This window comes from Shewanella sp. MMG014 (assembly GCF_018100775.1).
Lineage (GTDB): Bacteria > Pseudomonadota > Gammaproteobacteria > Enterobacterales > Shewanellaceae > Shewanella > Shewanella japonica.
The window spans coordinates 30,895-57,417 of sequence record NZ_JAGJDZ010000008.1; the positions used below are offsets into that span (position 1 = coordinate 30,895).

The 26,523-nt window shown below is 40.3% G+C and carries 21 protein-coding genes, 1 pseudogene and 1 riboswitch; of the genes and pseudogenes, 21 read left to right on the forward strand and 1 reads right to left on the reverse strand.

The window, feature by feature from the left end; all coding sequences use genetic code 11:
- Positions 1-426: 426 nt before the first annotated feature.
- The 16 genes from htpX (at position 427) to J8L86_RS13645 (ending at position 19,865) form a co-directional block, all read left to right on the forward strand.
- Positions 427-1,290: a protease HtpX gene (htpX, locus tag J8L86_RS13570; protein ID WP_055026313.1), complete on the forward strand. Its 864-nt coding sequence runs from the start codon at positions 427-429 to the stop codon at positions 1,288-1,290.
- Positions 1,291-1,602: 312 nt separating this feature from the next.
- Positions 1,603-1,938, forward strand: a complete 336-nt coding sequence (locus J8L86_RS13575) for a cytochrome c3 family protein (protein WP_055026312.1) — start codon at positions 1,603-1,605, stop codon at positions 1,936-1,938.
- A gap of 342 nt (positions 1,939-2,280) precedes the next feature.
- A complete protein-coding gene (locus J8L86_RS13580; protein ID WP_211030812.1) occupies positions 2,281-5,163 on the forward strand; it encodes a nitrate reductase in 2,883 nt (960 codons plus the stop codon).
- Complete coding sequence (cobA, locus tag J8L86_RS13585) at positions 5,163-6,017, forward strand: uroporphyrinogen-III C-methyltransferase (protein WP_211030813.1); 855 nt, start codon at positions 5,163-5,165, stop codon at positions 6,015-6,017. Before J8L86_RS13580 ends, cobA begins: the two co-directional genes overlap by 1 nt.
- A complete protein-coding gene (locus tag J8L86_RS13590; RefSeq protein ID WP_211030814.1) occupies positions 6,010-7,350 on the forward strand; it encodes a glycosyl transferase in 1,341 nt (446 codons plus the stop codon). Before cobA ends, J8L86_RS13590 begins: the two co-directional genes overlap by 8 nt.
- Positions 7,351-7,352: 2 nt before the next feature.
- Complete coding sequence (locus J8L86_RS21320) at positions 7,353-7,982, forward strand: ANTAR domain-containing protein (RefSeq protein WP_055024376.1); 630 nt, start codon at positions 7,353-7,355, stop codon at positions 7,980-7,982.
- Positions 7,983-8,311: 329 nt separating this feature from the next.
- Positions 8,312-10,969, forward strand: a complete 2,658-nt coding sequence (gene nirB, locus J8L86_RS13600) for a nitrite reductase large subunit NirB (protein WP_211030815.1) — start codon at positions 8,312-8,314, stop codon at positions 10,967-10,969.
- Positions 10,966-11,292, forward strand: coding sequence for a nitrite reductase small subunit NirD (gene nirD / locus J8L86_RS13605; RefSeq protein WP_065108307.1), 327 nt, complete (start codon positions 10,966-10,968; stop codon positions 11,290-11,292). The genes nirB and nirD overlap by 4 nt, the downstream gene beginning before the upstream one ends.
- 11 nt (positions 11,293-11,303) lie before the next feature.
- Positions 11,304-12,770, forward strand: a complete 1,467-nt coding sequence (locus tag J8L86_RS13610) for a NarK family nitrate/nitrite MFS transporter (protein WP_055024379.1) — start codon at positions 11,304-11,306, stop codon at positions 12,768-12,770.
- Between the two features lie 69 nt (positions 12,771-12,839).
- The gene (locus tag J8L86_RS13615) at positions 12,840-14,714 is read left to right on the forward strand and encodes a bifunctional protein-serine/threonine kinase/phosphatase (RefSeq protein WP_211030816.1); all 1,875 of its coding nucleotides are present in this window, start codon (positions 12,840-12,842) and stop codon (positions 14,712-14,714) included.
- 343 nt (positions 14,715-15,057) lie between these two features.
- A complete protein-coding gene (locus tag J8L86_RS13620; RefSeq protein WP_055024380.1) occupies positions 15,058-15,597 on the forward strand; it encodes a hypothetical protein in 540 nt (179 codons plus the stop codon).
- A gap of 46 nt (positions 15,598-15,643) precedes the next feature.
- On the forward strand, positions 15,644-17,230 hold the full coding sequence (locus tag J8L86_RS13625; protein WP_065108306.1) for a hypothetical protein: 1,587 nt from the start codon (positions 15,644-15,646) through the stop codon (positions 17,228-17,230).
- 142 nt (positions 17,231-17,372) lie between these two features.
- Positions 17,373-18,005 (forward strand): LuxR C-terminal-related transcriptional regulator, encoded by a 633-nt coding sequence (locus J8L86_RS13630; protein WP_055024382.1) that lies wholly within the window; start codon positions 17,373-17,375, stop codon positions 18,003-18,005.
- Entirely contained in the window at positions 18,002-18,589 is a 588-nt protein-coding gene (locus J8L86_RS13635; protein WP_231919042.1) for a curli production assembly/transport protein CsgE, read from the forward strand. The genes J8L86_RS13630 and J8L86_RS13635 overlap by 4 nt, the downstream gene beginning before the upstream one ends.
- Before the next feature lie 15 nt (positions 18,590-18,604).
- On the forward strand, positions 18,605-19,012 hold the full coding sequence (locus tag J8L86_RS13640; RefSeq protein WP_055024383.1) for a curli assembly protein CsgF: 408 nt from the start codon (positions 18,605-18,607) through the stop codon (positions 19,010-19,012).
- Between the two features lies 1 nt (position 19,013).
- Positions 19,014-19,865: a CsgG/HfaB family protein gene (locus J8L86_RS13645; protein ID WP_055024384.1), complete on the forward strand. Its 852-nt coding sequence runs from the start codon at positions 19,014-19,016 to the stop codon at positions 19,863-19,865.
- Positions 19,866-19,938: 73 nt separating this feature from the next.
- Here J8L86_RS13645 and J8L86_RS13650 read toward each other — a convergent pair whose 3' ends face one another.
- Positions 19,939-21,696 (reverse strand): PDZ domain-containing protein, encoded by a 1,758-nt coding sequence (locus J8L86_RS13650; RefSeq protein WP_211030817.1) that lies wholly within the window; start codon positions 21,694-21,696, stop codon positions 19,939-19,941.
- A gap of 226 nt (positions 21,697-21,922) precedes the next feature.
- On the opposite strand from J8L86_RS13650, the gene hinT reads away from it, so the two are divergent.
- The 5 genes and pseudogenes from hinT (at position 21,923) to J8L86_RS13670 (ending at position 26,452) form a co-directional block, all read left to right on the forward strand.
- Complete coding sequence (gene hinT / locus J8L86_RS13655) at positions 21,923-22,279, forward strand: purine nucleoside phosphoramidase (RefSeq protein WP_055024386.1); 357 nt, start codon at positions 21,923-21,925, stop codon at positions 22,277-22,279.
- 10 nt (positions 22,280-22,289) lie between these two features.
- A pseudogene (locus tag J8L86_RS21325) lies at positions 22,290-22,673 on the forward strand (PaaI family thioesterase); the annotation flags it as partial.
- A gap of 192 nt (positions 22,674-22,865) precedes the next feature.
- The gene (locus J8L86_RS21330) at positions 22,866-23,312 is read left to right on the forward strand and encodes a PaaI family thioesterase (RefSeq protein ID WP_055024494.1); all 447 of its coding nucleotides are present in this window, start codon (positions 22,866-22,868) and stop codon (positions 23,310-23,312) included.
- Between the two features lie 60 nt (positions 23,313-23,372).
- Positions 23,373-23,765, forward strand: coding sequence for a YcfL family protein (locus J8L86_RS13665; RefSeq protein ID WP_080915507.1), 393 nt, complete (start codon positions 23,373-23,375; stop codon positions 23,763-23,765).
- A 316-nt stretch (positions 23,766-24,081) separates the two neighbouring features.
- Positions 24,082-24,191: riboswitch (TPP riboswitch) on the forward strand.
- A 74-nt stretch (positions 24,192-24,265) separates the two neighbouring features.
- A complete protein-coding gene (locus tag J8L86_RS13670) occupies positions 24,266-26,452 on the forward strand; it encodes a TonB-dependent receptor (RefSeq protein WP_055024388.1) in 2,187 nt (728 codons plus the stop codon).
- Positions 26,453-26,523: the final 71 nt, after the last annotated feature.

Genomic DNA, 26,523 nt, shown 5'->3' on the forward strand with positions numbered 1-26,523 from the left:
CTGTTTAATTAATCGCTAGTTATTCTTATATTTATTGGATATTAACAAAGATTAATTACAAACCATAACCTAAGTGGATGGAAAATGATTAATGGAGGATAAATTTAAGCTTGGATTAATCTTATCTACCTAGACTTTGCGCTCTTCTTATCTCTGATAGCGATTAAGTCATAATTTAACGAAGACCATTCAGCTGAGATTAGGCTTGATGTGATATTTTCAAGAACTTGTCATTTTATGTCATTTTTTTCGATGACACCTTGAAAATAACCTAACAGGACATATTATGTCATTATGCATTGAGCTATCGCCATACACTCAATGTAAAAAGTAGAATTGGCAAAAGATTTAAACAATCATGCATGAAGACATGGTTGTACGTTATTAGAAAGTTTTAAGCGGCGTTAGTGCCAGATAGGAGTTGTAATGTTACGTATTATGTTATTGATTGGCACCAACTTAGCAATTTTGCTAGTTGCTTCGATTGTGATGTCGTTACTTGGGGTGAGTACCTCAAGCATGAGCGGGTTATTAATTTTTGCTGCCATGTTCGGTTTTGGTGGTGCATTCATCAGTTTAGCGATTTCTAAGTGGATGGCTAAAAAGACCATGGGGTGTGAAGTCATTACAACACCACGTGATAACACTGAACGTTGGTTAGTTGAAACCGTTGCCCGTCAAGCTGAGCAAGCGGGTATCAAAATGCCAGAAGTGGCGATTTACCAATCACCAGAAATGAATGCTTTTGCCACAGGTCCAAGTAAAGACAATGCATTGGTCGCGGTGAGTTCTGGTCTACTTTATGGTATGACTCAAGACGAAATTGAAGGCGTATTAGCGCACGAAGTTAGCCACGTTGCCAATGGCGACATGGTGACATTGACCTTAATTCAAGGTGTTGTTAATACCTTCGTTATTTTTGCCGCTCGTGTTGTTGCTGGCATTGTTAACAACGTCGTTGCTAATAACAGCGAAGATGGTGAAGGTTTAGGTATGTTTGCGTACATGGCCGTAGTTTTTGTCATGGACATGCTATTCGGTATTTTAGCGTCAATGATTGTGGCTTACTTCTCACGTATTCGTGAATTTAAAGCCGATGAAGGCGCAGCTAAACTTGCAGGTAAGCATAAAATGATTGCTGCATTAGAGCGTTTAAAAACAGGGCCAGAAACAGGTGCAATGCCAGCACAAATGGCTGCATTAGGTATTAATGGTAAGCGTTCAATGGCTGAATTCTTAATGAGTCACCCGCCGTTAGACAAACGCATTAGCGCACTTAAAAACAGCTAATACATTAATAAGATTGCGAAAAGGAGCCCAAGGGCTCCTTTTTTAATACTTTCTTTTTGAAATTGTGCGAGTAGAATGATGACCACTTTAATCTTGTGGTTACATCGCGTGACGCATGTTAAGGGAGAAGGTTCAATGTTAGGCTTGGGTAGTTGTATTTACTGTTGCTAAATTAAGCAGTGTTAGCTAAGTTTATTGTAGAGTCAAAGTATTGAGCCAAAATATTGAGTCAAAATGTCGTGCTGATAACCGATAACTAAGAAAGCTAATTGATGATCGTTTTCTTTATTATCACAAATGGAGGGTATTATAGTGAGCAATAAAATTCTTGTGGCTTTGTTTGCAGCAGCTTTAGCTGTACTGACATTGTCAACAAACGCGTTTGCGTCAGATGAAAACTTAGCTGATTTCCATGCCGAAATGGGTGGCTGTGAAAGCTGTCACGCTGATGGTGAACCATCTGCTGATGGTGAGTATGAGTTTGAACAGTGTCAAAGCTGTCATGGCACATTAGCTGAAATGGATGATAATCATGCACCGCATGACGGCATGTTAATGTGTGCCGATTGTCACGCGCCACATGATATGAATGTGGGTGACGTACCAACTTGTGATAGTTGTCATGATGATGGTCGTTCTGCTCAGTAATTGAGCTAGTTGAACTGTGTAACAACTGATGAATAAAGCACCGTTAATGACGGTGCTTTTTTTTGCTTTGATTCAAGCGCCTTAAATTGACTGATATTTGTATATCAAAAACCCACTGCATGTTCAGTGACTTATAATTAAACTACCCCTAAAGAGGTATTTAAATTGCTGTGTTTTCAATGGTTTGCGCTTAATTGGTGCAAAATAATGCACTTATCTAGAACAGTTTTTGATTGAAACCTTACCCTCAAATTTAAAACATCTTTAAAATCATCACTTTGGCTATTGGCACAACTTTTGCGATGTTATTGACATAGAATTTTGTCAGTAAAAGGAAGTTGCATGTCTCATATCCGGTCTAGTATCCAAACAAGTTGTGCTTATTGTGGAATAGGCTGTGGTGTTAGTGTTTCGCCTCTTGCAGAGGTAACGCCGCATGTTAACGATGAGCAGAAAAACTCAAAAGCAAGTGCACCCATGTATAACCTTGAGGGTGATCTGCAACATCCAGCTAATAAAGGACAGTTATGTGCTAAAGGCGAACGGTTACTAGAAAGCTTGGTTCAGCCTAATACACTGCGTTATCCCAAACGTAAGTCAGGTAAGCCAATTGACTGGGATGTGGCGTTAACAACAATTGCAGACACTTTTACAAAGACAATTGCTGAGTTCGGGCCAGACTCTGTGGCTTTTTATTTATCAGGTCAGTTGCTAACTGAAGACTATTACGTTGCAAACAAGCTTGCTAAAGGCTTTATTGGTACAGCCAATGTAGATACCAATTCACGTTTATGTATGTCATCTGCAGTGAGTGGGCATATGCGTGCCTTTGGTGAAGATGTTGTGCCGGGCTGTTATGACGATTTTGAGCAAGCGGATGTTATTGTGTTAGTTGGGGCGAATAGCGCTTGGACTCACCCTGTTTTATTTCAACGAATGATTAAAGCGCGCGAGCAATCTGGTACAAAAATCATTGTGGTTGACCCAGCTAAAACGGCCACTTCGGCTCAAGCAGATTTTCATTTACAAATTACGCCTGGCACTGACAGTCTGTTGTTTAATGGTTTATTGCAATTTATTTCTGAAAATGAGGCTCAAGATAAGACGTACATTGATGAGCACACAGAAGGTTTTGATGATGTACTTCACACCCTATCTTCACAAACTGATCTTGTTAAAACTGACCAGCTTGCATCGTCTTTAGGCTTAACGGTAAGCGAATTAACCCAATTTTATCAGTTATTTATTGCCCATGAGAAAGTCATTACTGCCAGTTGTCAGGGAGTGAATCAGTCTACTTCAGGTACCGATTCGACGAATGCAATCATCAATTGCCATCTCGCGCTTGGTCATATTGGTAAAGTTGGCTGTGGTTTCTTTTCTTTAACTGGTCAGCCTAATGCGATGGGCGGGCGAGAAGTCGGTGGACTTGCCACACAGCTTGCTTGCCATATGGGATTCTCTGCTCCTGAACGACAGTTATTAGCAGATGTATGGCAAACCGAATCCATTGCTAAAGATAAAGGGTTAACTGCAGTTGAATTATTTGATGCGATGGCTGATGGCAAAATTAAAGCCGTATGGATCATGGGAACAAACCCGTTAGTTTCATTACCGAACACTGCCAAAGTACAGCAGGCACTTGATGCTTGCCCATTTGTGGTGGTATCAGATATCACCCAAGATGCCGCAACAGCAAAACAGGCCGACATATTATTACCTGCTTTAGGTTGGTCAGAAAAGTGTGGCACTGTCACTAACAGCGAACGTGTTATCAGTCGTCAACGTGGCTTTATACCCGTTAAAGGCAATGCAAAACCTGATTGGTGGGCACTCGCTGAAGTCGCAAAACGAATGGGGTATAGCGCAGCATTTACATTCTCAAACAGTGCGGCTGTGTTTAAAGAGTTTGCTCAGCTTTCAAAAGCAGTAAAAGCACAATTTCCTGAAAAGCAATTTGATATCTCTGGCATGAGTGAATTAACTGATGCTGAGTACGACGGATTAGCGCCAACTCAATGGCCAGTAACAAGTGCCGCAATGCTTGGACAAACTGAGCGTCGATTATATCAAGATGGGCTTTTTTCAACGCCTTCTACTAAAGCGCAGTTTATTGCAACACAGCCGCTCAAGTCAGAGTCGAGTGTCGGTCAACATCAAGTATTGCTCAATAGTGGCCGCAGTCGAGATCAGTGGCATACCATGACTCGCACTGGCCACATTGCCAGCCTTAGGGCGAGTATTCCTGAGCCATTTGTCGCGTTACATCCAATCAAAATTCAACAGCTTGATTTAAATGAAGGCGATTTAGTGTGTTTTGCAACACCTGATGCTGAGCGTGATTTAGCAAGTTGCGATCAAAGCACATCGAGTGTTCAAGCTACGGCAAGGGTTGTTGCCGACGACAATCAATCTCCCGATATGGCTTTCATGTCAATGCATTGGTCTTCGCAGTTCTCCCTTGGTAAAGGAGTGAATCAAGCACTAAATAGTCAGTTAGACCCAATATCGAAGCAACCTGGCTTTAAATGCCAAGCAACAACCGTTACTAAAGTAGAGCTGGCATTACAAGGGGTTATCTTTGGCGAGCATGACCCGTTATTTACCGGCACATGTTGGAATGTTCAGCAAAGTTTGTCAGCGGGTGAGTGTTATCACATCGCTTTTGATGATGCGGAGAAAGGCTTTAATTTTCAGTCTACTAGTTACTCTTTAAAATGGACGGTGAGCTTACTGAATAAGCAAGTTATTCATGTGCAGTGCAATATGAATCTGGGCCAATTAGTGTCGCTTAAATTGCTAAGTAAGCAGCAAGTTGAAGTCGCCCTTGAGCCGATGCATCTTCTTATCGGTGAAACAGTAGATACAGGGCTAATGAACCGATTACATCAACTGATTAAAGCTGGTAACAGTCCGCTTATTTGTGCATGTACTGGTGTCACAGAGGCCAAAATTCAGGATTCGATGCTGCAAGCGTTAGATAATTTGGTGTTTGCTCATCGAACAAGTGGTAATGAAGCGATATTGAACCAAGGTGATTTTGAACAAGCGCTTGAACAGACACAGTCAGAATTGGGTTGTGGCAAGCAATGCGGCAGTTGCCATAGTGAAGTGGTGCAATGTGCAAGTGATATTTGGCTACTTGGTCTTGAAGATATGGCTATAGAGACTGTGGCAGTAAAAAATAAAAAACAATCTAAATCAACTCAAGAGGAGGTGGCGTGATGAGTCATTCAATCAGTCAATTAGTGAACCATAGTGTTGCTGGGAGTAATCCTTCTAAAGTTACTAGCAGCGAGTTAGTTGCTGGTGAGGTTGAGATTGTTGGCGCAGGTTGTGGCCAACTTGATTTGTTGACCATTAAAGCCGCTAGAATTATTTCTCAAGCTGACGCATTAGTTTACGACAGCCTAGTAAGCAGTGATATTTTATCGCTCGTTTCAGTTGATTGTGAACGACACTTTGTCGGAAAACGTTGTGGCCAACCTAGTTATAAGCAAGATGATATTAACTCCTTGTTGGCCAAATTAGCCTTTCAAGGAAAAAAAGTTGTTCGTCTAAAAGGAGGCGATCCGCATATCTTTGGTCGCGGTGCTGAAGAGTCGCTATTTTTAGCAAAAAATGGCCTGATAAGCCGATTTACACCGGGAGTAACAGCGGCATTAGGTTGCGCATCGAATACGGGTATTCCGCTTACTTTTCGAGGAACGGCACGTTCAGTGACTTTAGTGACGGGAACTAAGTTTGACCAAGCCCCCACACATTGGAAAGCATTACTCGCAGCTGAGTCGACACTGGTATTTTATATGGGTAAAGAGCAGGCCAAGGCTATTTCAGCTGGGCTACTCGCTGTGGATGCGCCAGCTGATTTACCCGTTGCTTTTATCACAAATGGCGGCAGACCCAATCAATTAGTGACTTATGCCAATGTCTCAACGATGGCAGAACAAGCTGAAACAATTAAAGACTCTGGCCCGACACTGATTATTATTGGTGAAGTGGTTGCTGTTGGGCAAGAGCTAGCTGCTTTACTTGCTGATGTCAGTACGACATCAATGGCCGAGGTCGTCAATGGTTGAACAACATTCAAAAACACAGCTTGATGCTGATGACTTTGATAACCGCAAGCTGGTTAAAGCATTAGGCAAAGGCGTGAAAGGTAGCCGAAGTTTAAATTTTGCCGAAGCATCTCATCTCATTAGGGCTTTCGCTAATGGGGAACTATCATCTGCTCAAATGGCAGCTGCAATGATGCTAATGCGAGTCAGAGGTGAGTCAGTTGAAGAGCTTGCAGGCGTTGCTTCTGGGCTAAAGCAGCTTGTTGGCAAAGAATGGCAAGATCTTAATACGGACATAGATTGGCCGGTATATGCTGGAAAGCGAGAGCAATTACCATGGTTATTATTAGCCGCTAAAACCATCGCGCGCAAAGGCCAAACGATTATTTTACATGGTGACAGCCAGTCTCTTCCTCACCGAAGACATGTAGAGTCTTTTATTTCGGCGTTAGACATTCCACGGTGTTTTACCGCAGAGCAAGCTAAAGTTAATTTAGCAAAAACAGGGATTATTTATGTCAATTCTGCCGATATCGTTCCTGTACTCAATGATTGTCGCCGCTTGCACCAGGAGTTAGGTCTACGTAGTTTAATTCAAATGTCAGTTCGCTGTATCAATCCTACCAATGCACCATTCAGTTTACGTAGTTATTTTCACCCAGGTTTAGATGAGCAGCACCAACAAGTCGCAATGTTACTAGCAGAGCAGCAAGCTGGCGATACTTTAGCAAAGCAACACGCCGACATTGCGATTTTTAAGGGGTTACAAGGTGAAACAGAAATCAATCCAAGAGTGAGTACAAGTGTAAGATTGCTTAGATTTGGTGCAAATGGCGATAAGCAAACACTTGAATTGAACCATGTTGATCTTCCTACTCAGCTTGAAGCATTTGTTGGCGCTAAAGTAGGGCAGTCGGACTTGCCAGCTTATTTGCTTGCACAACTTTGGCACGGGGAAGATATTGCTGAAAGCGAACTTACTGATGGGCAATTACAACAAGCTATGGCCAGTATTACTGCGACTGTCGCATTAGTGAAAATGCTATCAACACCGAATTTAGCAATTGACACAGCCTTAGCATACGCAAGTAAAAGTTGGTTATGTAGAAATAATGTCACTCAATTAAATAAGCTATCTATTCATAATGCTCACCAATTTGATACGTCTGAAAATAGCATTAATAATCAACAGTTAACGTGTAGTAATCAAGTTGACTGGGCTGACGAACAACAAAATGATATTCAACAAGAATTTATCTCTGGTAATTCAGATTTTAATCCTATTTGTGAAACTGCATACGATCACTCTTCATCAAGAGAGTATCAAAGTAAGCAGCGTGAAGTGAGGACTTAGTCGTGGTTAACTTAGTATATCGTGATCCTTCATTTACTAATGAAAACGTGTTTATCGATTGTATGTCGGAGTTGAGTAGTATCGACCCGTGTATGGAAGCAAGTTCTTTGAGTCAGTTAGAGCGCCAAATTATAAAAGGCAATGCTCTTTGTTTGGTGTTTTTTACTGAGTCTTTGACGCCACTGCAACAGGTATTCATTGAGCGTTTATTAATGGTAACGGCACTGCCAATTATTGTTAATGCGTACGCATGGGATGAAGAATTATTAAAGAGTTTATTACAGTGTGGGCGAGTGACATTTGTACCAGAAAAACTGACACCTAAACGATTAAAGTCATTAGTTGGCTTGGCTAAAATTCGCTTTAATAGTGCTTCAACTATGCTTGAGAAAGTCAAAGAGTTAGATGAAAAGTGCACTGACTTAAAACGTGTATCAAGGGCTAAATCATTATTACAACGTCAGGGAGTGACAGAGGCTCAAGCACATAAAATGATTCAGAAACAAGCTATGGACAAGTCGATCAGTTTTGCTGAAATGGCCAATGAAATCATTTTAGCGGCGCAACAACTTGAAGCAAAGCGTGTGCATCAAATTGGTGCGTGTGCCCATGGTGCGAACAGCAAAGCCTAGTGTTGGTAAGTCTTTTGTAAATATAATCCTTTGTTTTTATGTACTTATATTTACATTGTAATTGGCATAGTCAATGCAACACATAATCATAAATGAATAATACCGAAATTAACTCAAACGCATTCGTTAACGCTCGAATGACTTAAAACGTGATAAACGATATAGCAGGCAATGGCGTCTTTACTATCATCCGTTTTAGAGTCAATGAGAATAACAAAGTATATAAAGTTTTAATTTAAAAATTGGAATAAAGGCAATGGCGCCATCTCTGCTTGCGGAGATCGGCGCCTTTTTGTTTTTTGATTTCAAAAATAAAAAAGGAGCCAACGATGGCTAATTCTACAGGAACGTCGAATTCACCGACAACGGTCAACAAAAAACCTAAGTTGGTTGTGATCGGTAACGGTATGGTCGGGCACCATTTTATCGAGCAATTATGCAGTCAAGGCCTTCAAAAGCAGTTTGATGTTGAGGTTTTTGGTGAAGAACCACGCCCAGCTTATGACAGAGTGCAACTATCTAAATACTTTGAAACAGGCAGCGCTGATGAGCTGATGTTAACAAGTGCGCAAGATTATCTAGATTGGGGTATCAAGCTGCACCTTGATACCCGAATAACTGAATTAGATACACAATCTAAAAGCATTACCACCGAAGATGGTGTCACGAGTCATTATGACAGCTTAGTGTTAGCCACAGGCTCTTATCCTTTTGTTCCACCCATTAATGGTAATGACAGAGAACGTTGTGTTGTTTACCGTACCATTGAAGATTTGCAAGATATTGAAGCTGCGGCTAGTCAATCTAAAGTGGGTGTCGTCGTCGGTGGTGGCCTGCTAGGCCTTGAAGCTGCTAATGCTTTGATGGCACTTGGTGTGCAGACTCATGTTGTTGAATTTGCCCCACAATTAATGCCTGTTCAGTTAAATGATAAAGCGGGTGATTTATTAAAGAGTAAAATCAATGATCTAGGGGTTACCGTTCATACCTCAAAAGCCACTACCGCTATTATTGATGGCGAGTCAGCGATGCATCGTATGACTTTTAATGATGACAGTTTTCTTGAAACTGACATGATTGTTTTCTCTGCGGGTATCCGTCCTCAAGATGCGCTTGCTCGTTCAAGTGGATTGCAAATGGGAGAACGTGGCGGTATCACAATCGACGATAATTGTTTGACTTCAGCAGCAGATGTTTACGCTATTGGTGAATGTGCATTATGGCAAAACCGCATTTTTGGTTTAGTGGCACCTGGATATCAAATGGCACGTGTAGCAGTAGCAAGTCTCGTGGCTAGCTTAACTGATACGGCAACATCATCAACTGCCTTTACTGGTGCAGACATGAGTACCAAGCTCAAATTACTTGGTGTCGACGTTGCTGCAATCGGTGAAAGCCGTGGCTTTGAAAATGCCCAGTTTGTGGAATTATCGGACAACCAATCGGGCATTTATAAAAAGCTTTGGTTAGATGAAACGGGTAAATTCTTAAAAGGAGCTGTGTTAGTTGGTGACAATAGTGACTATAACCGTTTGCTTGATTGTTATTTATCTCAGGATGGAATTGAAGGTAATGCCGTTGATTTATTAATGACAGGTGAAGAGTCAGCTGCAGATTTGAAAGACACTTCAATTATCTGTTCATGTCACCAAGTCACAAAAGCGGACATTGTGAGTTCTGTAAAAGAAGGCAATCACACAATTGCAGAAATTAAGTCTTGTACCCGAGCTGCTTCAGGTTGTGGAGGTTGTTCTGCACTTGTGAAGCAAGTCATGGATGAAGCGCTTATTGCAGAAGGTGTTGAGTGTAATACTGGCATTTGCAACCATTTTGAGCATGATAGACAATCTCTATATCACTTGTGCCAGGTAGAAGGTATTGAAGATTTTGATACGTTAATTTCTAAGCACGGTAAACGCTCAGCAACAGGTGAAGCATCAACATTTGGTTGTGATCTTTGTAAACCCGCTGCAGCTTCCATTTTTGCTTCGCTACAAAACAAATATGTGCTTAACCAAGACAGCAGTCATGTGCAATTACAAGATACTAATGATGCTTATTTAGGTAACTTGCAAAAAGATGGCACCTATTCAGTGGTGCCTCGTATTGCAGGTGGTGAAATTACTCCAGATGGCTTAATTGCGATTGGTGCGGTGGCCAAAGAGCACGATTTATATACCAAAATTACCGGCGGACAACGTATCGATTTGTTCGGTGCTAAATTATCAGAGTTACCAGTCATTTGGCAGAAGTTGATTGAAGCAGGTTTTGAAACTGGTCATGCCTACGGTAAGTCACTTCGTACGGTTAAATCTTGTGTGGGTAGCACTTGGTGTCGATATGGCGTACAAGATTCTGTTGGAACAGCCATTGATTTAGAAAATCGCTACAAAGGGTTACGTAGTCCGCACAAAATTAAGTTTGCTGTGTCGGGGTGTACTCGCGAGTGTGCAGAGGCGCAAAGTAAAGATATAGGTGTGATAGCCACTGATAAAGGCTGGAACTTATATGTGGCTGGTAACGGCGGCATGCGACCTCGTCATGGTGACTTATTTGCCACTGATTTAGATACGCCTACACTAATACAATATATCGATAGAGTATTGATGTTCTATATTAAAACAGCAGACAAGTTACAGCGTACTTCAGTGTGGATGGAGTCACTAGAAGGTGGTCTTGAGTATCTACAATCAGTAGTAATTGAAGACAGTTTAGGGATTGCTAGTGAATTAGATGCTCAAATGAGTCGAGTTGTTGATGCCTATCAATGTGAATGGAAAACAAGTCTTGAAAAACCGGAGTTTTTGGCTCGCTTCAATGAGTTTGTTAACCCAGAAGCTAAACCTGAGGGAGAAACTCATCTATATCATCGTGTGCGCGAACAACGATTCCCAGTCGATACAGCATCATCTGGCGCTGGCAATATTGCGATTAAAGATATTACTGCTGAACAAAATGAGCAAGAAGCTGTGGAGGAACTAGTATGAGTTGGGTAACGGTATGTAATGAGTCAACTTTGCCTCAAGGAACAGGTGTAGCAGCTTGGGTTGCTGGCAAAGCAGTTGCCATTTTTGATTTAGGTAAGCATGGTTTATATGCTATTGATAATGTTGATCCTGCAACTGGGATAAGTCTACTTGCCCGTGGGTTAATTTGCGATATGGAAGGAGTGCTTTGTGTTGCATCGCCATTATATAAGCAACATTACAGCCTAGAGACAGGTGTGTGTTTAGAAGATGAAGCACTTGTTGCTTCACCTTACGAAATTAAAAAGGAAGCTGGCCAAGTATTGGTTTTGGCTAAGTCATAGGGACATGTCGTATGAGTTCTGAGAAATTTAATTTATTGTCGTTTTCGGGGAAGATGAAAACGCTGCATTTAAGCTGGATTGCATTTTTTATTACCTTTGTGGTTTGGTTTAATGCGGCACCCTTGTTAAGTGTTATTGCTGATAGTTTGGGATTAACTAAATCACAGATTAAAACCTTGTTGATTTTGAACGTTGCATTAACCATTCCTGCACGGATTATTATTGGAATGGTGACAGATAAGTATGGCCCAAGGTTAACTTATTCTGTGCTTTTAGGTGTTTGTTCTATACCTTGTTTTATGTTTGCAGTGGCTAATTCATTTGAACAGTTGGCATTAGCGCGCTTTTTAATTGGCTTTATTGGTGCTGGTTTTGTGATTGGTATTCGCATCGTCAGTGAGTGGTTTCCAGCGAAAGAGTTAGGTACAGCAGAAGGCATTTATGGCGGCTGGGGTAATTTTGGTTCAGCTGCAGCAGCATTTACTTTACCTGGATTAGCCATCTTTTTTGGGGGCGAAGACGGATGGCGATACGCGATTGGCTTAACAGGGTTAATAAGCTTAATTTTTGCATTTGTTTACTATTTTAATGTCACCGATACACCAAAGGGGTCGACTTATTTTAAACCCAAAAAAGCAGGTGGATTAGAAGTCACCAGTAAAGGGGATTTTGCTTTATTGATATTTATGAAGCTTCCTATGTACGCTACGTTAGCCTTGTTAGCATGGAAATTGTCGCCTGCTGGCGTGAGTATGTTAGCAGAGCAAACAACCCAGTTAATTTATGCTGGTTTAGTACTTATATTACTGGTGGACATTTATCAAACTTATCAAGTTAACAAAGATATTTTTGTTAACGAGGTGCCAGAGTTTGAGCGGTATCCTTTTAAACAAGTGGCCGTATTAAATGTGCTGTATTTCACCACTTTTGGCTCTGAGTTAGCCGTTGTATCAATGCTGCCGTTATTTTTTGCTGAAACATTCGGCTTAGGCATGGCGCAAGCTGGTATGGTTGCTTCAAGTTATGCCTTTATGAATCTAATGTCTCGACCTGGTGGTGGCTGGTTAAGTGATAAATTCGGACGTAAGAATACCTTACTCATTTTAACCGCTGGTTTGGCTGTTGGATACTTTGCGGTAGGCCAAATAGACGGTAGTTGGGCATTACCGCTTGCTGTTGTTGTGGTTATGGCATGTTCATTCTTTGTTCAAGGTGGTGAAGGGGCAGTATTTGCTGCCGTGCCATTAATTAAGCGTCGTTTAACTGGACAAATTGCTGGTATGACAGGAGCTTATGGTAATGTTGGGGCGGTGTTTTTCTTAACGGTTTACTCAATGGTTTCAACCTCTGTATTCTTTTACGTTATTGCTATTAGCGCTGTGATTGGTTTCATCACATTATTCTTTATGACAGAGCCCAAAGGTCATATGGCTGAGGTGAATGAAAAAGGTGAAGTCACACTAATTAGTGTTAATTAGATTTTTATTTATCTCAATCACTAACACCGTATCACTAGAGCGATACGGTGTTGGTGTTTAAAGGGTTTTATGCAATCACATCTAAAAAACCAAGCATTGAGTCATGTCACTAACAAAGGACATGATAAAGAAACCGACGTTGAACAAGACATTATATTGTCATCATCAGACACTGGTTTAACTTTGTCGAACAATAAGCAAGAACAATTACCAATATCGGGTGCTCTTGAAGTGCATGCGGGGCAATATTCAGATAAAGGCCGAAAATCAGAAAATGAAGACGCAATCGGTATAAAAATTCCAACCGGATTAATGTTAACCACTAAAGGTATTGTGAGTGTTATCAGCGATGGGGTGAGTGCGGCTGAAGGTGGTGCGAAAGCATCGGCTATTAGCGTATCTAACTTCATCGCTGATTACTACTCAACACCCGAGTCTTGGAGTGTTTTAACGTCAAGTACACGAGTATTAACTGCACTTAACCGTTGGTTGTATGGTCTTGGTCAAGACTATAGAGATGCTCGTAAAGGCTATGTTTGCACTTTTAGTGCTTTGGTATTTAAGTCTTGTTCTGCGCACATGTTGCATGCTGGAGACTCTAGAATATACCGATTCAGGCAAGGCGAATTAGTTAAAATAACCCGAGATCACAGCACATCAGTAAATGAATATACAAGCTATTTAACCCGAGCTTTAGGTATGGATGTAAACCTTGAGGTTGATTATAAGCAGCTGAATGTCGAGGTTGGTGACTTATATTTACTAACAACTGATGGTATTCATGATGTGTTGACTGATCATGAATTAAAAAAGATGTTAGCTGTATTTCAAGAAAATAATATCACGATCTCAGATCAAGCTTGCGAGCACTTCTGTCAGCAACTCACTGACAAAGCTTTCAAGTTTGATAGTAAAGACAACCTTAGTGCTCAATTAATTTCAGTTTCACAATTACCCACTCAAGCGATAGACGATGTTTATCACAAGCTTGCTAGCCGTCCTTTTCCGCCTCCAATGGAAGTAGGAATGCGTTTAGATGATTACGAAATTATAAAAGTGATTCACCAAAGTCAGCGCAGCCAGGTGTATGTTGTCAAAAATAGTCAAGGCGAAGTACGTTGTATGAAAACTCCATCAGTTAATTATATTGATGATGGTGCATATATAGAGAGATTTATGCTTGAGAGCTGGATTGGCCACCGAATCAATAGTCAACATGTAGTTAAAGTCGTTGATCACCACCTTAATAAGTCGGCGCTCTATTATTTAACAGAATATTTAGAAGGCTTAAGTTTGGCTGACTGGATGGCACAACATCAACGAGGTCCAGTTGAAGATGTATTACAATTACTCAAACAAATTGAAACAGGCATTCGCGCGTTTCATCGTAAAGAAACATTACATCAAGATTTAAAGCCAGATAATATTTTTATTACTCGTGAAGGGGTGGTGAAAATAATTGATTTCGGCGCTTGCCATATTAAAGGTATTGCCGAAATAACAACGCCGCTAAAACGCGATCAAATTCTTGGCACTGCAGATTACACATCACCTGAAGTGATTTTAGGGTATCAAGCTGACGGGCGTGCTGACTTGTTTTCATTTGCTGTGATAGCGTATGAAATGTTAGCAGGTGAGCAACCTTTTAAAGGTCAGTTGGCAAAATGCCATCAGCGCAGCGACTTCTTAAAGCTAAATTATGTACCTGTTTTCAAAACAAACCCTATGGTTCCGGAGTGGATGGATACCGCATTAGAAAAAGCCTTGTCTATAGAGCCTTCATTTCGTTTTGTTGATACGAATGAATTTATTCACGCTTTAACCACGCCAGCAAAGGCTAAGCCTAGAACAAGCATTCCTTTTATTGAGCGAAACCCTGTAAAGTTTTGGCAAACAGTCAGTGTAATTTTGCTTATCTGGACACTGTATTTATCACTTGTGTGATGAGTATAAATCAAGTTTATTCTGCTCAAATTCGTAATCCATTTTAGTCAATCTTGTTTGTCCAATACTTAATCTTGTTTTCCATTCCTGCTTTGCAGCTCAACCTTTCGTTATATGTCATTTTAATGGCGCTTTTTAATATTTTAATTACTTATCAATGTCTTAGTTCGTGTAGTTTGATAATTCCATATAGTACAAAAGTGGGGGTTAGGATACATTTTAGTCTATTGGTCTAAGTTCCTTTAATACTCGGGGTGGATTCAGAACACATTATATCGAGTAATACTAAATTCACTGGAAATGTAAAGGGAATAACTCTTTTACAAAGTGAAGGGCAGGAAGCATGGACTTATTCAAGCGTGAACAATTACATCGCGTTAAAACAATAGCAGGGATGTTATCTGTTGCTGTATGTCTAGCTTCTTTTCCTAGTTTCAGTCAGTCAGATTTAAGTGATTTTGATGAACTCGCAAGTGGGACCAATATTGCTCGAGCTGTTCAGGATGGTAGCGATAACTCATTAAATTTAAATCAATCTGGTGTAGATAATCAATCTAGAACATTTCAAAACGGTTTCACAAATACGATAAATATTGACCAGCAAGGTTCACAACATTATGTCTTGGCATCGCAATTTGGTGCCAATGTAGAAGCTGAAATATTGCAAGTCGGTGTTGGAAATGTCGTTTTATCTGCTCAGCAGGGTGAAAACCTACTTTTAGATGTGATGCAAACAGGAACAGGAAACGTAGCTTTAATACAACAAAGTGGTTACGAGAATTCAATCGAGATCCAGCAGTACGGATCTGGGAATGCAGTAGGTGTACTCCAGTGGGGTAATTCGCAACACGTTGAGGTAACTCAGCAATGTTGCAGTAATTAACCTTGATTAAATTAATTAATAATACACAGTAAAGGGAAATACGATAATGAAACATTCTAAATTAGCAATATTAGTGTCAGCTGCGATTTTAGCGTCAAGCAGTGCATATGCAAGTTCTGATAATGAAGCAACCGTTGATCAAACCGGTAATGGCAATGGTGCCACTGTTACTCAAGTTTTGAACAGCGAAAATAATGATGCATTTATTACTCAATCAGGTGATACGAATACCGCGTCAGTAACACAAGAAGATACTTCTGAAACAATGGGCTCTATTACTCAAACAGGTAATCTAAACCAAGGTAGTATTTTTCAGCATGATGATACACAGTCTGCGACAGGTATTATCAGCACAACTGGTAATGAAAACGTAGCTGCTATCGAACAGCGCTTCAATAATGGTGCAAATGCGGCCTCACTTGTAAATCAAAATGGCGATAACAATAACGCTAATATTTTACAGGATAATGGGGATGCAGCTAACTCTACAATTAATCAAAATGGTTCAGGTGATATTGCAGACATTTATAACCATTGGTCTGATTATGCAGATGCCACAATTACTCAAGCAGGTGGACCTTTGAATAATGCTTCAATTATCCAAGAATCTTCAGATGGTGCAGTTGCTTCGATTGATCAAAATGGTACTGGTAACCAATCAGTTGTTAGTCAAACGACATTGAACTTTGGTTATATAGCTAGTTCTGATGATACTGTTGCTGCTGTTAGTCAAGAAGGTGACAACAATATAGCAAATACGACTCAAACTGGTTTATCTAACGATGCAAATGTAATGCAAATGGGTAACGACAACCAAGCATATGTTACTCAATCTAATTTAAATAATATGGCAGATGTTGATCAAACGGGTGATAGTGGCTTAGCGACTGTAACTCAGGACGGTGAGAATGGCCAAGCAATGGTCGCTCAATCAGGATTTAGTCAAACTGCCACTGTAACGCAATCTGATTATGATCAAATGGCAAATGTAACTCAAAGTAACTCTGGTAACTCTGCAACAGTTACTCAAAGTGGTTCAGCAGCTGGTATGGGGAACTCTGCCACAGTTGATCAAGCGGGTACTGATGATACTGCAATCGTTATGCAAAGTGGTGACTCTAACACGGCTTTAGTTAGCCAAACTGGTTCTAGTGTTTCAAATGATATTAATGTTTACCAAACTGGCGCAGACAACTATGCTGGTGCAAAAACTGGTTATAACGCAGATAACACTATTACTATCACTCAAACTGGTAATGGGAATTCTGTAACGGATAACGCTAATTCTTCAAGTTTCTATGGCACAGGATATGGTGCTGGAACATGGGGTAGCAATAATACCGTTAATATTACTCAAACTGGTAACGATAACAGTGCATATGCTGACGGTTCAAGTAATGGTTCAATGGTCGATATCGTACAAACAGGTGATATGAACGAAGCGATTGGTGAGTCATGGCTTGGTTCTGGCAATGATATCGATATCTTGCAAACAGGTTCAGATCATTTTGCTGATGTTTATGCCAATGGAAGCATGAATACTACCTTAGTTACTCAAACTGACATGGGCAACAGTGCAGTTGTGACTCAAGTGGGTTCAAACAACATGGCAACTGTTACTCAAGGTATGTAGTACTAAAGTATACAAAAGGGATTTTAAACACCCTTTAGGCTAATTGTTAAAGCCAGATTAGCTTGCTAATCTGGCTTTAATGATACAGGTACAGTATCAGATGTAAGTTACTTTGTTTGTTTAATCACATGGAGTGTAAGTGATGTTTAAAGTTATCAATTGGATGATTGTTTCACGTTCGCGGTTACTTGTTGATTTACTTGATTGTCGTTGGCCACAAGAGTTCTTGGTCAAACTAGCGAAAGCAACCCCTGCGACGATGAGCTCGCAGCTGTCTGAACAGCAAATCTCTCTTGTGGTTTTTGATTTAGCCACCATCGATTTACAACAAGCTTATCAATTACAAAGGCTCATTGAGAGAGAGCACTATGTTGTCAAAACCGTCTTTATCAATTTTCCTAAACAGGTTGACGCTAAATTTTTAATTCATCCAGCAACTACTTCTGGCGCATTTTATACCGATGCAGATTTAGCTGAAATTAGTAGCGGCTTTAATGAGATCCTTAAAGGAAGAAGTGTTATTCCAAATGATTTACATAAATCATTAATGGGCTTTGAGAATGAAGATGAAAGCGAACACCTTACCATTCGAGAAAGAGAAGTATTACAAGCTTTATTGACCGGTAGCACTAATCTTGATATCGCAAACCAATTATTTGTGAGTGAATCAACGATTAAAACTCATTTATACCGCGCATTTCGCAAAATTGGGGTATCTAGCCGTGGCCAAGCCATTGCGTGGGCCCAAACTCATATGCATGAGGTGAGAGTGTGAAGATAACGCTTCCGATTCTATTGTGTTTAGCTTGTGCGTTTGTGTTTACTGCAAACCAGGTAAGTGCGGCTGAAGATAAGAAATTGGAAGCGATATCTGAAACCTCAGGGTTAACAAATCCTGAGATTAAACCCGCTTCTGATGAAGTTGTCCCAGAATCTAAAGCGTCTGTTGCGCAAGAAAACTCTTTAAAAAAATCAAACACCGAAACAGTCGTTGTCAGTGATGCCAAACCTAAACGTGAATCGGACTTGATTGAGGGCTTGATCCTTAATAGAGCAATGACACGAATAGGGCATCAGTTTTATCGTGAATTTGTGAGTGCTTATCGGGATATTGGCGGTGCGACTAAGCATTCGGGAATTACGGTTATTGAGCAAGCTACCGCGCGAAGTGGTAGTAAAATTTTAATCCAACAAAATCGAAAAACAATCTTTGTCACTTTTATTTCGCCTATTAGTCGAAATTTGGAACAACAAGTTAATTATGCCGCTAAAAGAGTGAATACCGCGGTAATAAAACAAAATGAACAAGCAGTGTTAGGGGCTCTTTTAGATCCTGACCTTGCTCCTGACGAATTCTAAGCAGGGAACGCCAAAATGAAAAAAATACTATTTAGCTCAATTTTATTATTATTTTCAGTTGAGTGTTTAGCAACTCAATTGATATATCAGCCTGTTAACCCCGCTTTTGGTGGTAGTTATTTAAACGGCTCATACTTATTAGCAAATGCTGCAGCGCAAAATGATCATCAAAGTAGCTCTGGTTCAGGATATACGCCGCCCACGGCATTAGAGCGTTTAGCCAGTTCTTTAGAGTCTCGGTTAATGTCACAGTTATTTAATGACGCCGCAAATGGTGGCGAAGGCTACTTGTTAACAGATGACTTTGAAATAAACGTTGTGAATGAAGATGGCGCATTGATTGTTCACATCACGGATATTTTAACAGGCGAAACAACCATCATTGAAGTCGGCGGTATCGTTGATACTGGTACCGGAGGCTAATATGAACAAGATTATTATATCGGCTCTTGTGGTTATGCTATCAGCTTGTTCATCAGTGGATGAAGAGTTCGAGAATATTGATGCAACAACCAGTTTAATGCCGAAAAGTGAAACTTATTACGATTTAATTAGCTTACCTTTTCCACAAGGTGCGATGGTTGCGGCAGTTTATGATTTTCGTGATCAAACTGGGCAATATAAGCCGATTCCATCCAGTAACTTTTCGACTGCTGTACCGCAATCGGGGACCGCTTTTCTAGCTCAATCTCTTAATGATTCTTCGTGGTTTATTCCAGTTGAACGTGAAGGGCTACAAAACCTGTTAACAGAGCGAAAAATTGTTAGAGCAGGACTCAAAGGCGATGCAAGCAAGTTACCTCAACTGAATAGTGCACAAGTTTTAATGGAAGGCGGTATTGTGGCTTATGATACCAATATTAAAACAGGTGGTGCAGGTGCGCGCTACTTGGGTATAGGAGCATCAGGCCAATATCGTGTTGATAGCATTACCGTTAACCTAAGAGCAGTTGATATTCGAACGGGTAGATTATTAAGTAGTGTGACTACAACTAAATCGGTTATTTCAAAAGAAATCACCGCAGGGGTTTTTAAATTTATCGATGCGCAAGAATTGCTGGAAGCAGAAGCGGGTTACACGTCTAACGAACCTGTCAGTTTATGTGTAGCATCAGCAATCGAAAGTGCAGTAGTACATTTAATTGCAGATGGTATCTGGAAAGGCGCATGGAGTTTAGGTGATTCTGCAACAGGTATGCAAAATGAAACCTTACAAAAATATTGGTTAGAAGCGCATAGTGAAGCCCGGGTAAGCGAAAGAATTAAACGTGGTTAACCGAACTTTTTAATCATTAAGCTAACACTAAAAAGGTGCCTTAGGGCACCTTTTTTATTGAACTAGCGAAGGTTTATAGCCATATTTTGAGTTTTTTCTCATCAGTGATAGATAAACTAATCGTATCTTTTATAGCAAGTTTAATTGGCATTGTGCCTTGCATTAACTCATCTCGTCTAAACCAATGTAGTGCTAACTCTGTGTCCAATTCTTTAGATTGTAATTGCTGTTCAAATTGGCTATCAACCTGTAAGTCATTGGCTGCAATGAGTAAGTCACCAGCACTTAAGCCTGCTTGATGCGCTGGGCTGTCGTTGGTAACGGTTAGTACTTTGAGACCGAATGCCTCTGCTTTGGTTTTAGCGCCAAATGCAATATTAAGCCCTTTAGTTTCACCGCCACCTAAATCAGTAGCACCGGCACTGGTACGCAAGGTCATGGTGATACCAACTTTATTCAATAAAGGTTCAAGTGGAATATCTTGGGTATTATTTAAATAAACAAATAAATCATCACAGTTACGGTTTAATAGCTTCTCAATAATACGCTGATGTGTATCACCCTGAGTGCCAATGCCTTTAGCTCCATAGTCATGCCATAGCGCCAACATGACATCGTTTAAACTGAGTTTTCCCTTGGTTTCAATGCGAATAGTTAAATCAAGGTATAAAGCGAATAAAGCCCCTTTTGTGTAGTAACTAACAATGGCATTGTTGGCATTTTCATCTTGCTTATAAAACTTGGTCCATGCATTAAAGCTTGAGGATGACAGTGTTTGTTTGAAGCGACCTTGTGAACGGTAAACCCGTGTCATAATTTCACTTAACATAGTTAGATATTGGTTCTGGCTGACACAACCACTGCGATAAGTTAATAGATCATCGAAATATGAGGTAATGCCCTCATAAGCCCATAATTGCTCAGTATAAGCCTCTTTAGATAAATCAAATGGGGTAAACTCAGCAGGCTTTATACGTTTTACGTTCCAGCTATGAAAATACTCATGACTGCATAACGATAGATAAACGCGATAATCTTTGTTGACCTCATGGGTCATGTTTGTTGGCAAATCTTTTCTTGAGCACATTAATGCGGTGCTTGCACGATGTTCTAATCCACCAAAGCCATTACCTAAAACAGTCGTTAAAAATACGTAGCGTTCAAAAGGAGCTTGACCGCCAAATAAGTTGATTTGATATTCGCATATGGCTTTTAAATCCTGGCATAAACGAGGCAATGAAGCATCATGTTTACCACTTAACACAACATCATGGGGCACACCGCAGGCTTCGAAACTGGCTATTGCAAGTGGGCCCATTTCTACGGGATGGTCGATAAAATCATCATAATTATCTGCGTAAAACTCACCGAAACCGTATTGTTCACCAGCGGTTCTTTTCATGCTGGTGGCAAGTTTCCAGTCTTTAAGTTCATCAAGGGCTGGTTTGGCTATCGTTAGTGTGTGCTTGGTATGCTCTAAGCCTTTGGCACTTAAAAACACGCTACTGCCATTAAAAAAACCATGGGTTGTGTCTAAATGAGCAGAGCGCACAGATAAATCCCAAGCATAAACCTGATATGAAATTTTAATAAATGACTGACAGTTTTTACATTGCCAAGTTTGCTTATCGAGTTGTTCGATTTCAATTGGCGTGTTTTGCTCATCCACTGCGGTTATTTCAATTAGATTTCTGGCAAAATCACGGATCATATAACTGCCTGGAAGCCAAGAAGGTAAAGACAATATCTGTTGTGGTTTTGCATCTTGAATAGTTTGAGTGACTTCAAACAAATGTGCTTTAGGATCGATAGCAATGATGTGATAATGCATGAGCAATTTCCAAGTAAGTAGGTGTTGCTGAAAAGAAATAAGAACGAGAAGAAACCCAATGCTGCCAAATTCATTACTAATGTGCAAATCCATCTGTACATGAATAGTAACAACTGTTTATGGTTTTGACTGGAGTGACAAACACTGCAGTTGATACTATAAGATAATCTAGCCAAGCATTGCGATTACCCACGTTAACTAACGCATAATAAAAGGATGATGACACATGGCCGAAGAAACCATTTTTAGTAAGATTATTCGTCGTGAAATCCCAGCGGATATTTTATTCCAAGACGAGTTGGTCACTGCATTTCGTGATATTTCCCCTCAAGCGCCAACGCATATTTTAATCATTCCAAATCACTTAATTCCGACAGCTAATGACATTAAAGCGTCAGATGAGCTTGCACTCGGACGTATGATGACTGTTGCAGCCAAACTAGCTGCAGAAGCTGGTATCGCCGAAGACGGGTATCGGTTAATTATGAATTGTAATAAGCATGGTGGCCAAGAGGTCTACCATATTCATATGCATTTGGTGGGCGGTAAGCCACTTGGCCCAATGTTAAGCCGTAAAGACTAAGTAGCCATTAATGAAAATAAACAGTGAGTTTTTCCCGTTAACTGAAGTGGCCACGCGTTTTGTTGGCCAGTTAGCACATTGTCGTCGTTTACAAATCTCGGTTCTTGAAGCCAGTGAGCACCATGTACTGTTAGAGTTGCCATATAGTCAGGACATTATTGGCGATCCTGATACTGGTGTTATTCATGGTGGTGTCGTCACTACGTTAATTGATACTGCGTCTGGTACGGCAGTGGTCAGTGCGATTTTAGAAAAATATCAATCATTAGAAATATCACCCACGTTAGATTTGCGGGTTGATTATATGAAACCTGCAGAGCCAGATAAGCCTATTTTCGCTTTTGCAGAGTGCTATCGTTTATCCTCTAATGTTGCTTTTACTCGTGCAATTGCTTATCAAGACAGTATTGATGATCCCATTGCTCATGCTGTTGGTTCCTTTATGCGTATTAGCCCTGAAATGGTGGGGGAAGAGTTTCGTCAGGCATTAATGGGGGAATCAGATATCAAGGTCAATGAGTTAGCGACTGAGAATGGGACTACACTTATTAAAGAAGCAACTACTCAGGCAAGTCTTACTGATATTGTGGCGGCAGAAATTAATGTCCATGATATTGTAAAACGAGCAATAGACTTAAACGACTACAGTTATTTACTGGCGAAAGTGCCTTATACACAATTCATCGGCATGAGTGTTAATCGCTTTGGTGATGAAATGGTGTTTAAATTACCCGCTAAAGACGACAATATCGGTAATCCTATTTTACCTGCCATTCATGGTGGCGTGATTGCTGGCTTTATGGAAATGTCTGCTATCGTGCAACTAATGGTGTTTATGCAAGCTAAAAAGGTGCCAAAAATAATCGATTTTTCAATTGATTATTTACGAGCAGGTTTGCATCAAGATACGTTTGCAGAGTGTAAAATTACTCGCCAAGGCCGCAGAGTTGCAAATGTGAGTATTAATTGTTGGCAAACAAACAGAAAACAGCTTATTGCGACAGCAAGAGCGCACTTCTTGTTAGATCAATAATAAGATGACTGAAGCGCTTTAATACCTATGGGATTCACATTCACAGTGTTAAAAGGATAAATGATGAAGATTTCAATCGTAATAGTAACCTTATTTTTGTTGATGACTGGTTGTGCAAATCACACCGCTGGATTATCAGCAGGATCTAATGGTGTTGTTCGAGTCGACAATAATTCATTTTCCCGAGAAGTTGGTATTGAGCAAGTCAGAGTCCGCACTCAAGCTGATTTACTGCAAGGCTCCGCACTGATTTTAAGTAAAGTGTCTACTGATTTAAGACTGCAGTATAAATTTACTTGGTACGATGCAAACGACTTTACTATTGAAGATGAAGGCGTGAGTTGGAAATCATTAAAACTACACGGTAAGCAGCAAATGCAGGTGAGTGCGTTAGCGCCTAATGCCAATGCTACCCGGTTTGAAGTGTATGTGAGAAAAGCGTTTTCAAATTAATCCTAACGTCACTTATTTAGAGCGTTACGTGCATCATACCGTGCATAATTGGTGATGATTTAGTGATTCATTAGCCGTTGGTTTTCTTCTCACTGAGTCCAATTTAGCCGCTAAATAAACTCATAATAAAACACCCAATAATAGGGTGTTTTTTTTATGGTTTAAATACCACAATTTATTACATGCCTTCGTGCTAGTATCACGCATTTTGTGCTCTTATTAATCATTCAATTGTTTCTGAAGCCAGCTTGTATTGATTTAGTTAATGAAAAGTGTTCACTAATAGTGTCGCACTTTAGTTGAATCGTTTATAATCCGCCTCGCCAAGGGGTGTTTGCGCTTTTCTCGTAAACTGAGATGTCTTATGACAAACCCTTAGAACCTGATCCGGCTAATACCGGCGTAGGAATGGGCTGCATGCTTTACTTGCTATTTTTGTCATGGATGCACAAACTAATTCACTATGCTTGCCGGATCTCAAAATGAACATTTGAGGTCCTATGTCTTTATTTAAATCAAAATCGCCTTTGGCGGTTGCCATTCTCGCCGCTTTATCTACTTCAGCTGTCGCTCAAACTGAAAATATTGAACGTGTTGCACCTAATGCCGAAAAAATGGAAGTGATTGTTGTTAACGCTGACTTTAGTGGTGTTGAACTTGAAAAAGTTCCATCGAGTGTCACTGTCATTGATAGCCAACAATTACAAGATGAAGGTGCTCAACATTTCGAAGACGTATTAAATTCAATCGCCAATTTTAACTGGTCTGGTGGCAGCTCGCGTCCTAAATATTTTCAAATTCGTGGTGTCGGTGAGCAAGAAGAATATCAAGGTGCCCCTAATTCATCGGTTGGTTTTATTGTTGATGATATTGACCTCTCGGGTATCGGCATGGTTTCTAGCATGTACGATATGCAACAAGTTGAAGTCCTTCGTGGACCTCAAGGTACTCAATACGGTGCTAATGCATTAGCGGGTTTAATTTATTTAAAAAGTAACGATCCGACGGATGTTTTTGAGCATGGCGCCCAAGTGTCACTTGGTGATGATGACTTACAAACATTTTCTGGTTTTAGCTCTGGCCCATTGAGCGATTCAGGCAAATTATTATATCGCGTATCGCTTGAGCAGCACTCACAAAATGGCTACCGCGATAATACATATCTTGAGCGCGAAGATACCAATGCCCGTGATGAGTTTACCGCTCGTGCAAAATTACGCTGGTATGCTGCTGAAAATGTCCAATTAGACTTAACTTTACTGCATGCAAATTTTGACAATGGCTATGATGCATGGACATTAGACAATAATGGTTTTGAAACCATTACTGACAAACCTGGTGTAGACAGCCAAAAAACCACAGGTGTAGGCTTTAAAGCGATTTTCTCTCAATTCGATACGTTTGAATTAACCTCATTGACCTCATATGCACAAACAGACCATCATCATAATTACGATGGTGACTGGGCTAACCCTGATTACTGGGCATCAAAAGAATGTCCAGCTTATGACGAGAATTGGGCTGTGATTGGTACTGAACCATGTGTTTATGATTACACTTGGGACAAACAAGGCGATCGTAAAACCATTTCTCAAGAATTCCGCATTAGCTCAAATGATGCAGGTCGAATCTTTAATGATTCTACAGACTGGTTAGTGGGTTTATATGGCATGAACCTTCAAGAAGATAATGACTTATATTCTGAATACAATGGCTGGCCAGATGAAGTCTTAGTGTCAGAGTATGAAGCAACTAACTATGCCATTTTTGGACAAACCGACACTCAGTTTGGTGACGGTTATGTATTTTCTGCAGGTCTTCGTTTAGAACGCAGAGAAAGCGAATACAGTGACAGTAACGGCGATGAGTTTAGCCCAAGTGAGAACATGTGGGGCGGACATTTAGCCATTTCTAAAGTGTTAACTGATGATCATAACGCTTACTTTAGAATTGCTCGAGGTTACAAAGCGGGTGGCTTTAACATGACATTGCCGCCTGAATTGTCCGACAAAAAAGAGTTCGATGCTGAAACCTTATATAACTATGAACTAGGTTTGAAATCGACATGGTTTGATGGCGATGTAGCAACCAATGTTGCAGTGTTCTATATGGATCGTCAAAACCAACAAGTTTCAGCATCTCAACAAGATCCTGATGATCAGCAGCGCTTTATTCTATACACAGAAAATGCTGGCAGTGCTAAAAACTATGGCGCCGAGGCTGACTTTAATTACTATGCTACTGAAAATATACAATTTTATGGTAGCGTCGGTTGGTTAGAAACTGAGTATGGTGATTATCAATATAATGATAAATATGGCAACGTTATTGATTTAACGGGCCGAGATCAAGCACATGCACCTAAATTTACTTACAGTGCAGGCATGAGCTATGTGAGCGATTCTGGCTGGTTTACTAACCTAAATGCGAGTGGTAAAAGTGACTTTTATTACTCAGATAGTAATGAATCTAAGTCAGATGCCTATACTATTTTCAATGCTCGAATTGGTTATGAATCTCAAATGTGGTCAGCATACTTATGGGGCAGAAACCTATTTGATGAGCAATATGGCGTCAGGGGTTTTTACTTCGGTAACGAACCTGATCTCGATTGGGCCGACAAGCAATACGTAAGATATGGTGACCCTCGTCAATTAGGCATTACATTAGATGTGAAGTTTATGTAGAAATGATAAGTCATTATTGAAGATAATTTCTTTAATAATTACAACAGTTTTACGCTATGTAACAGTAAAAT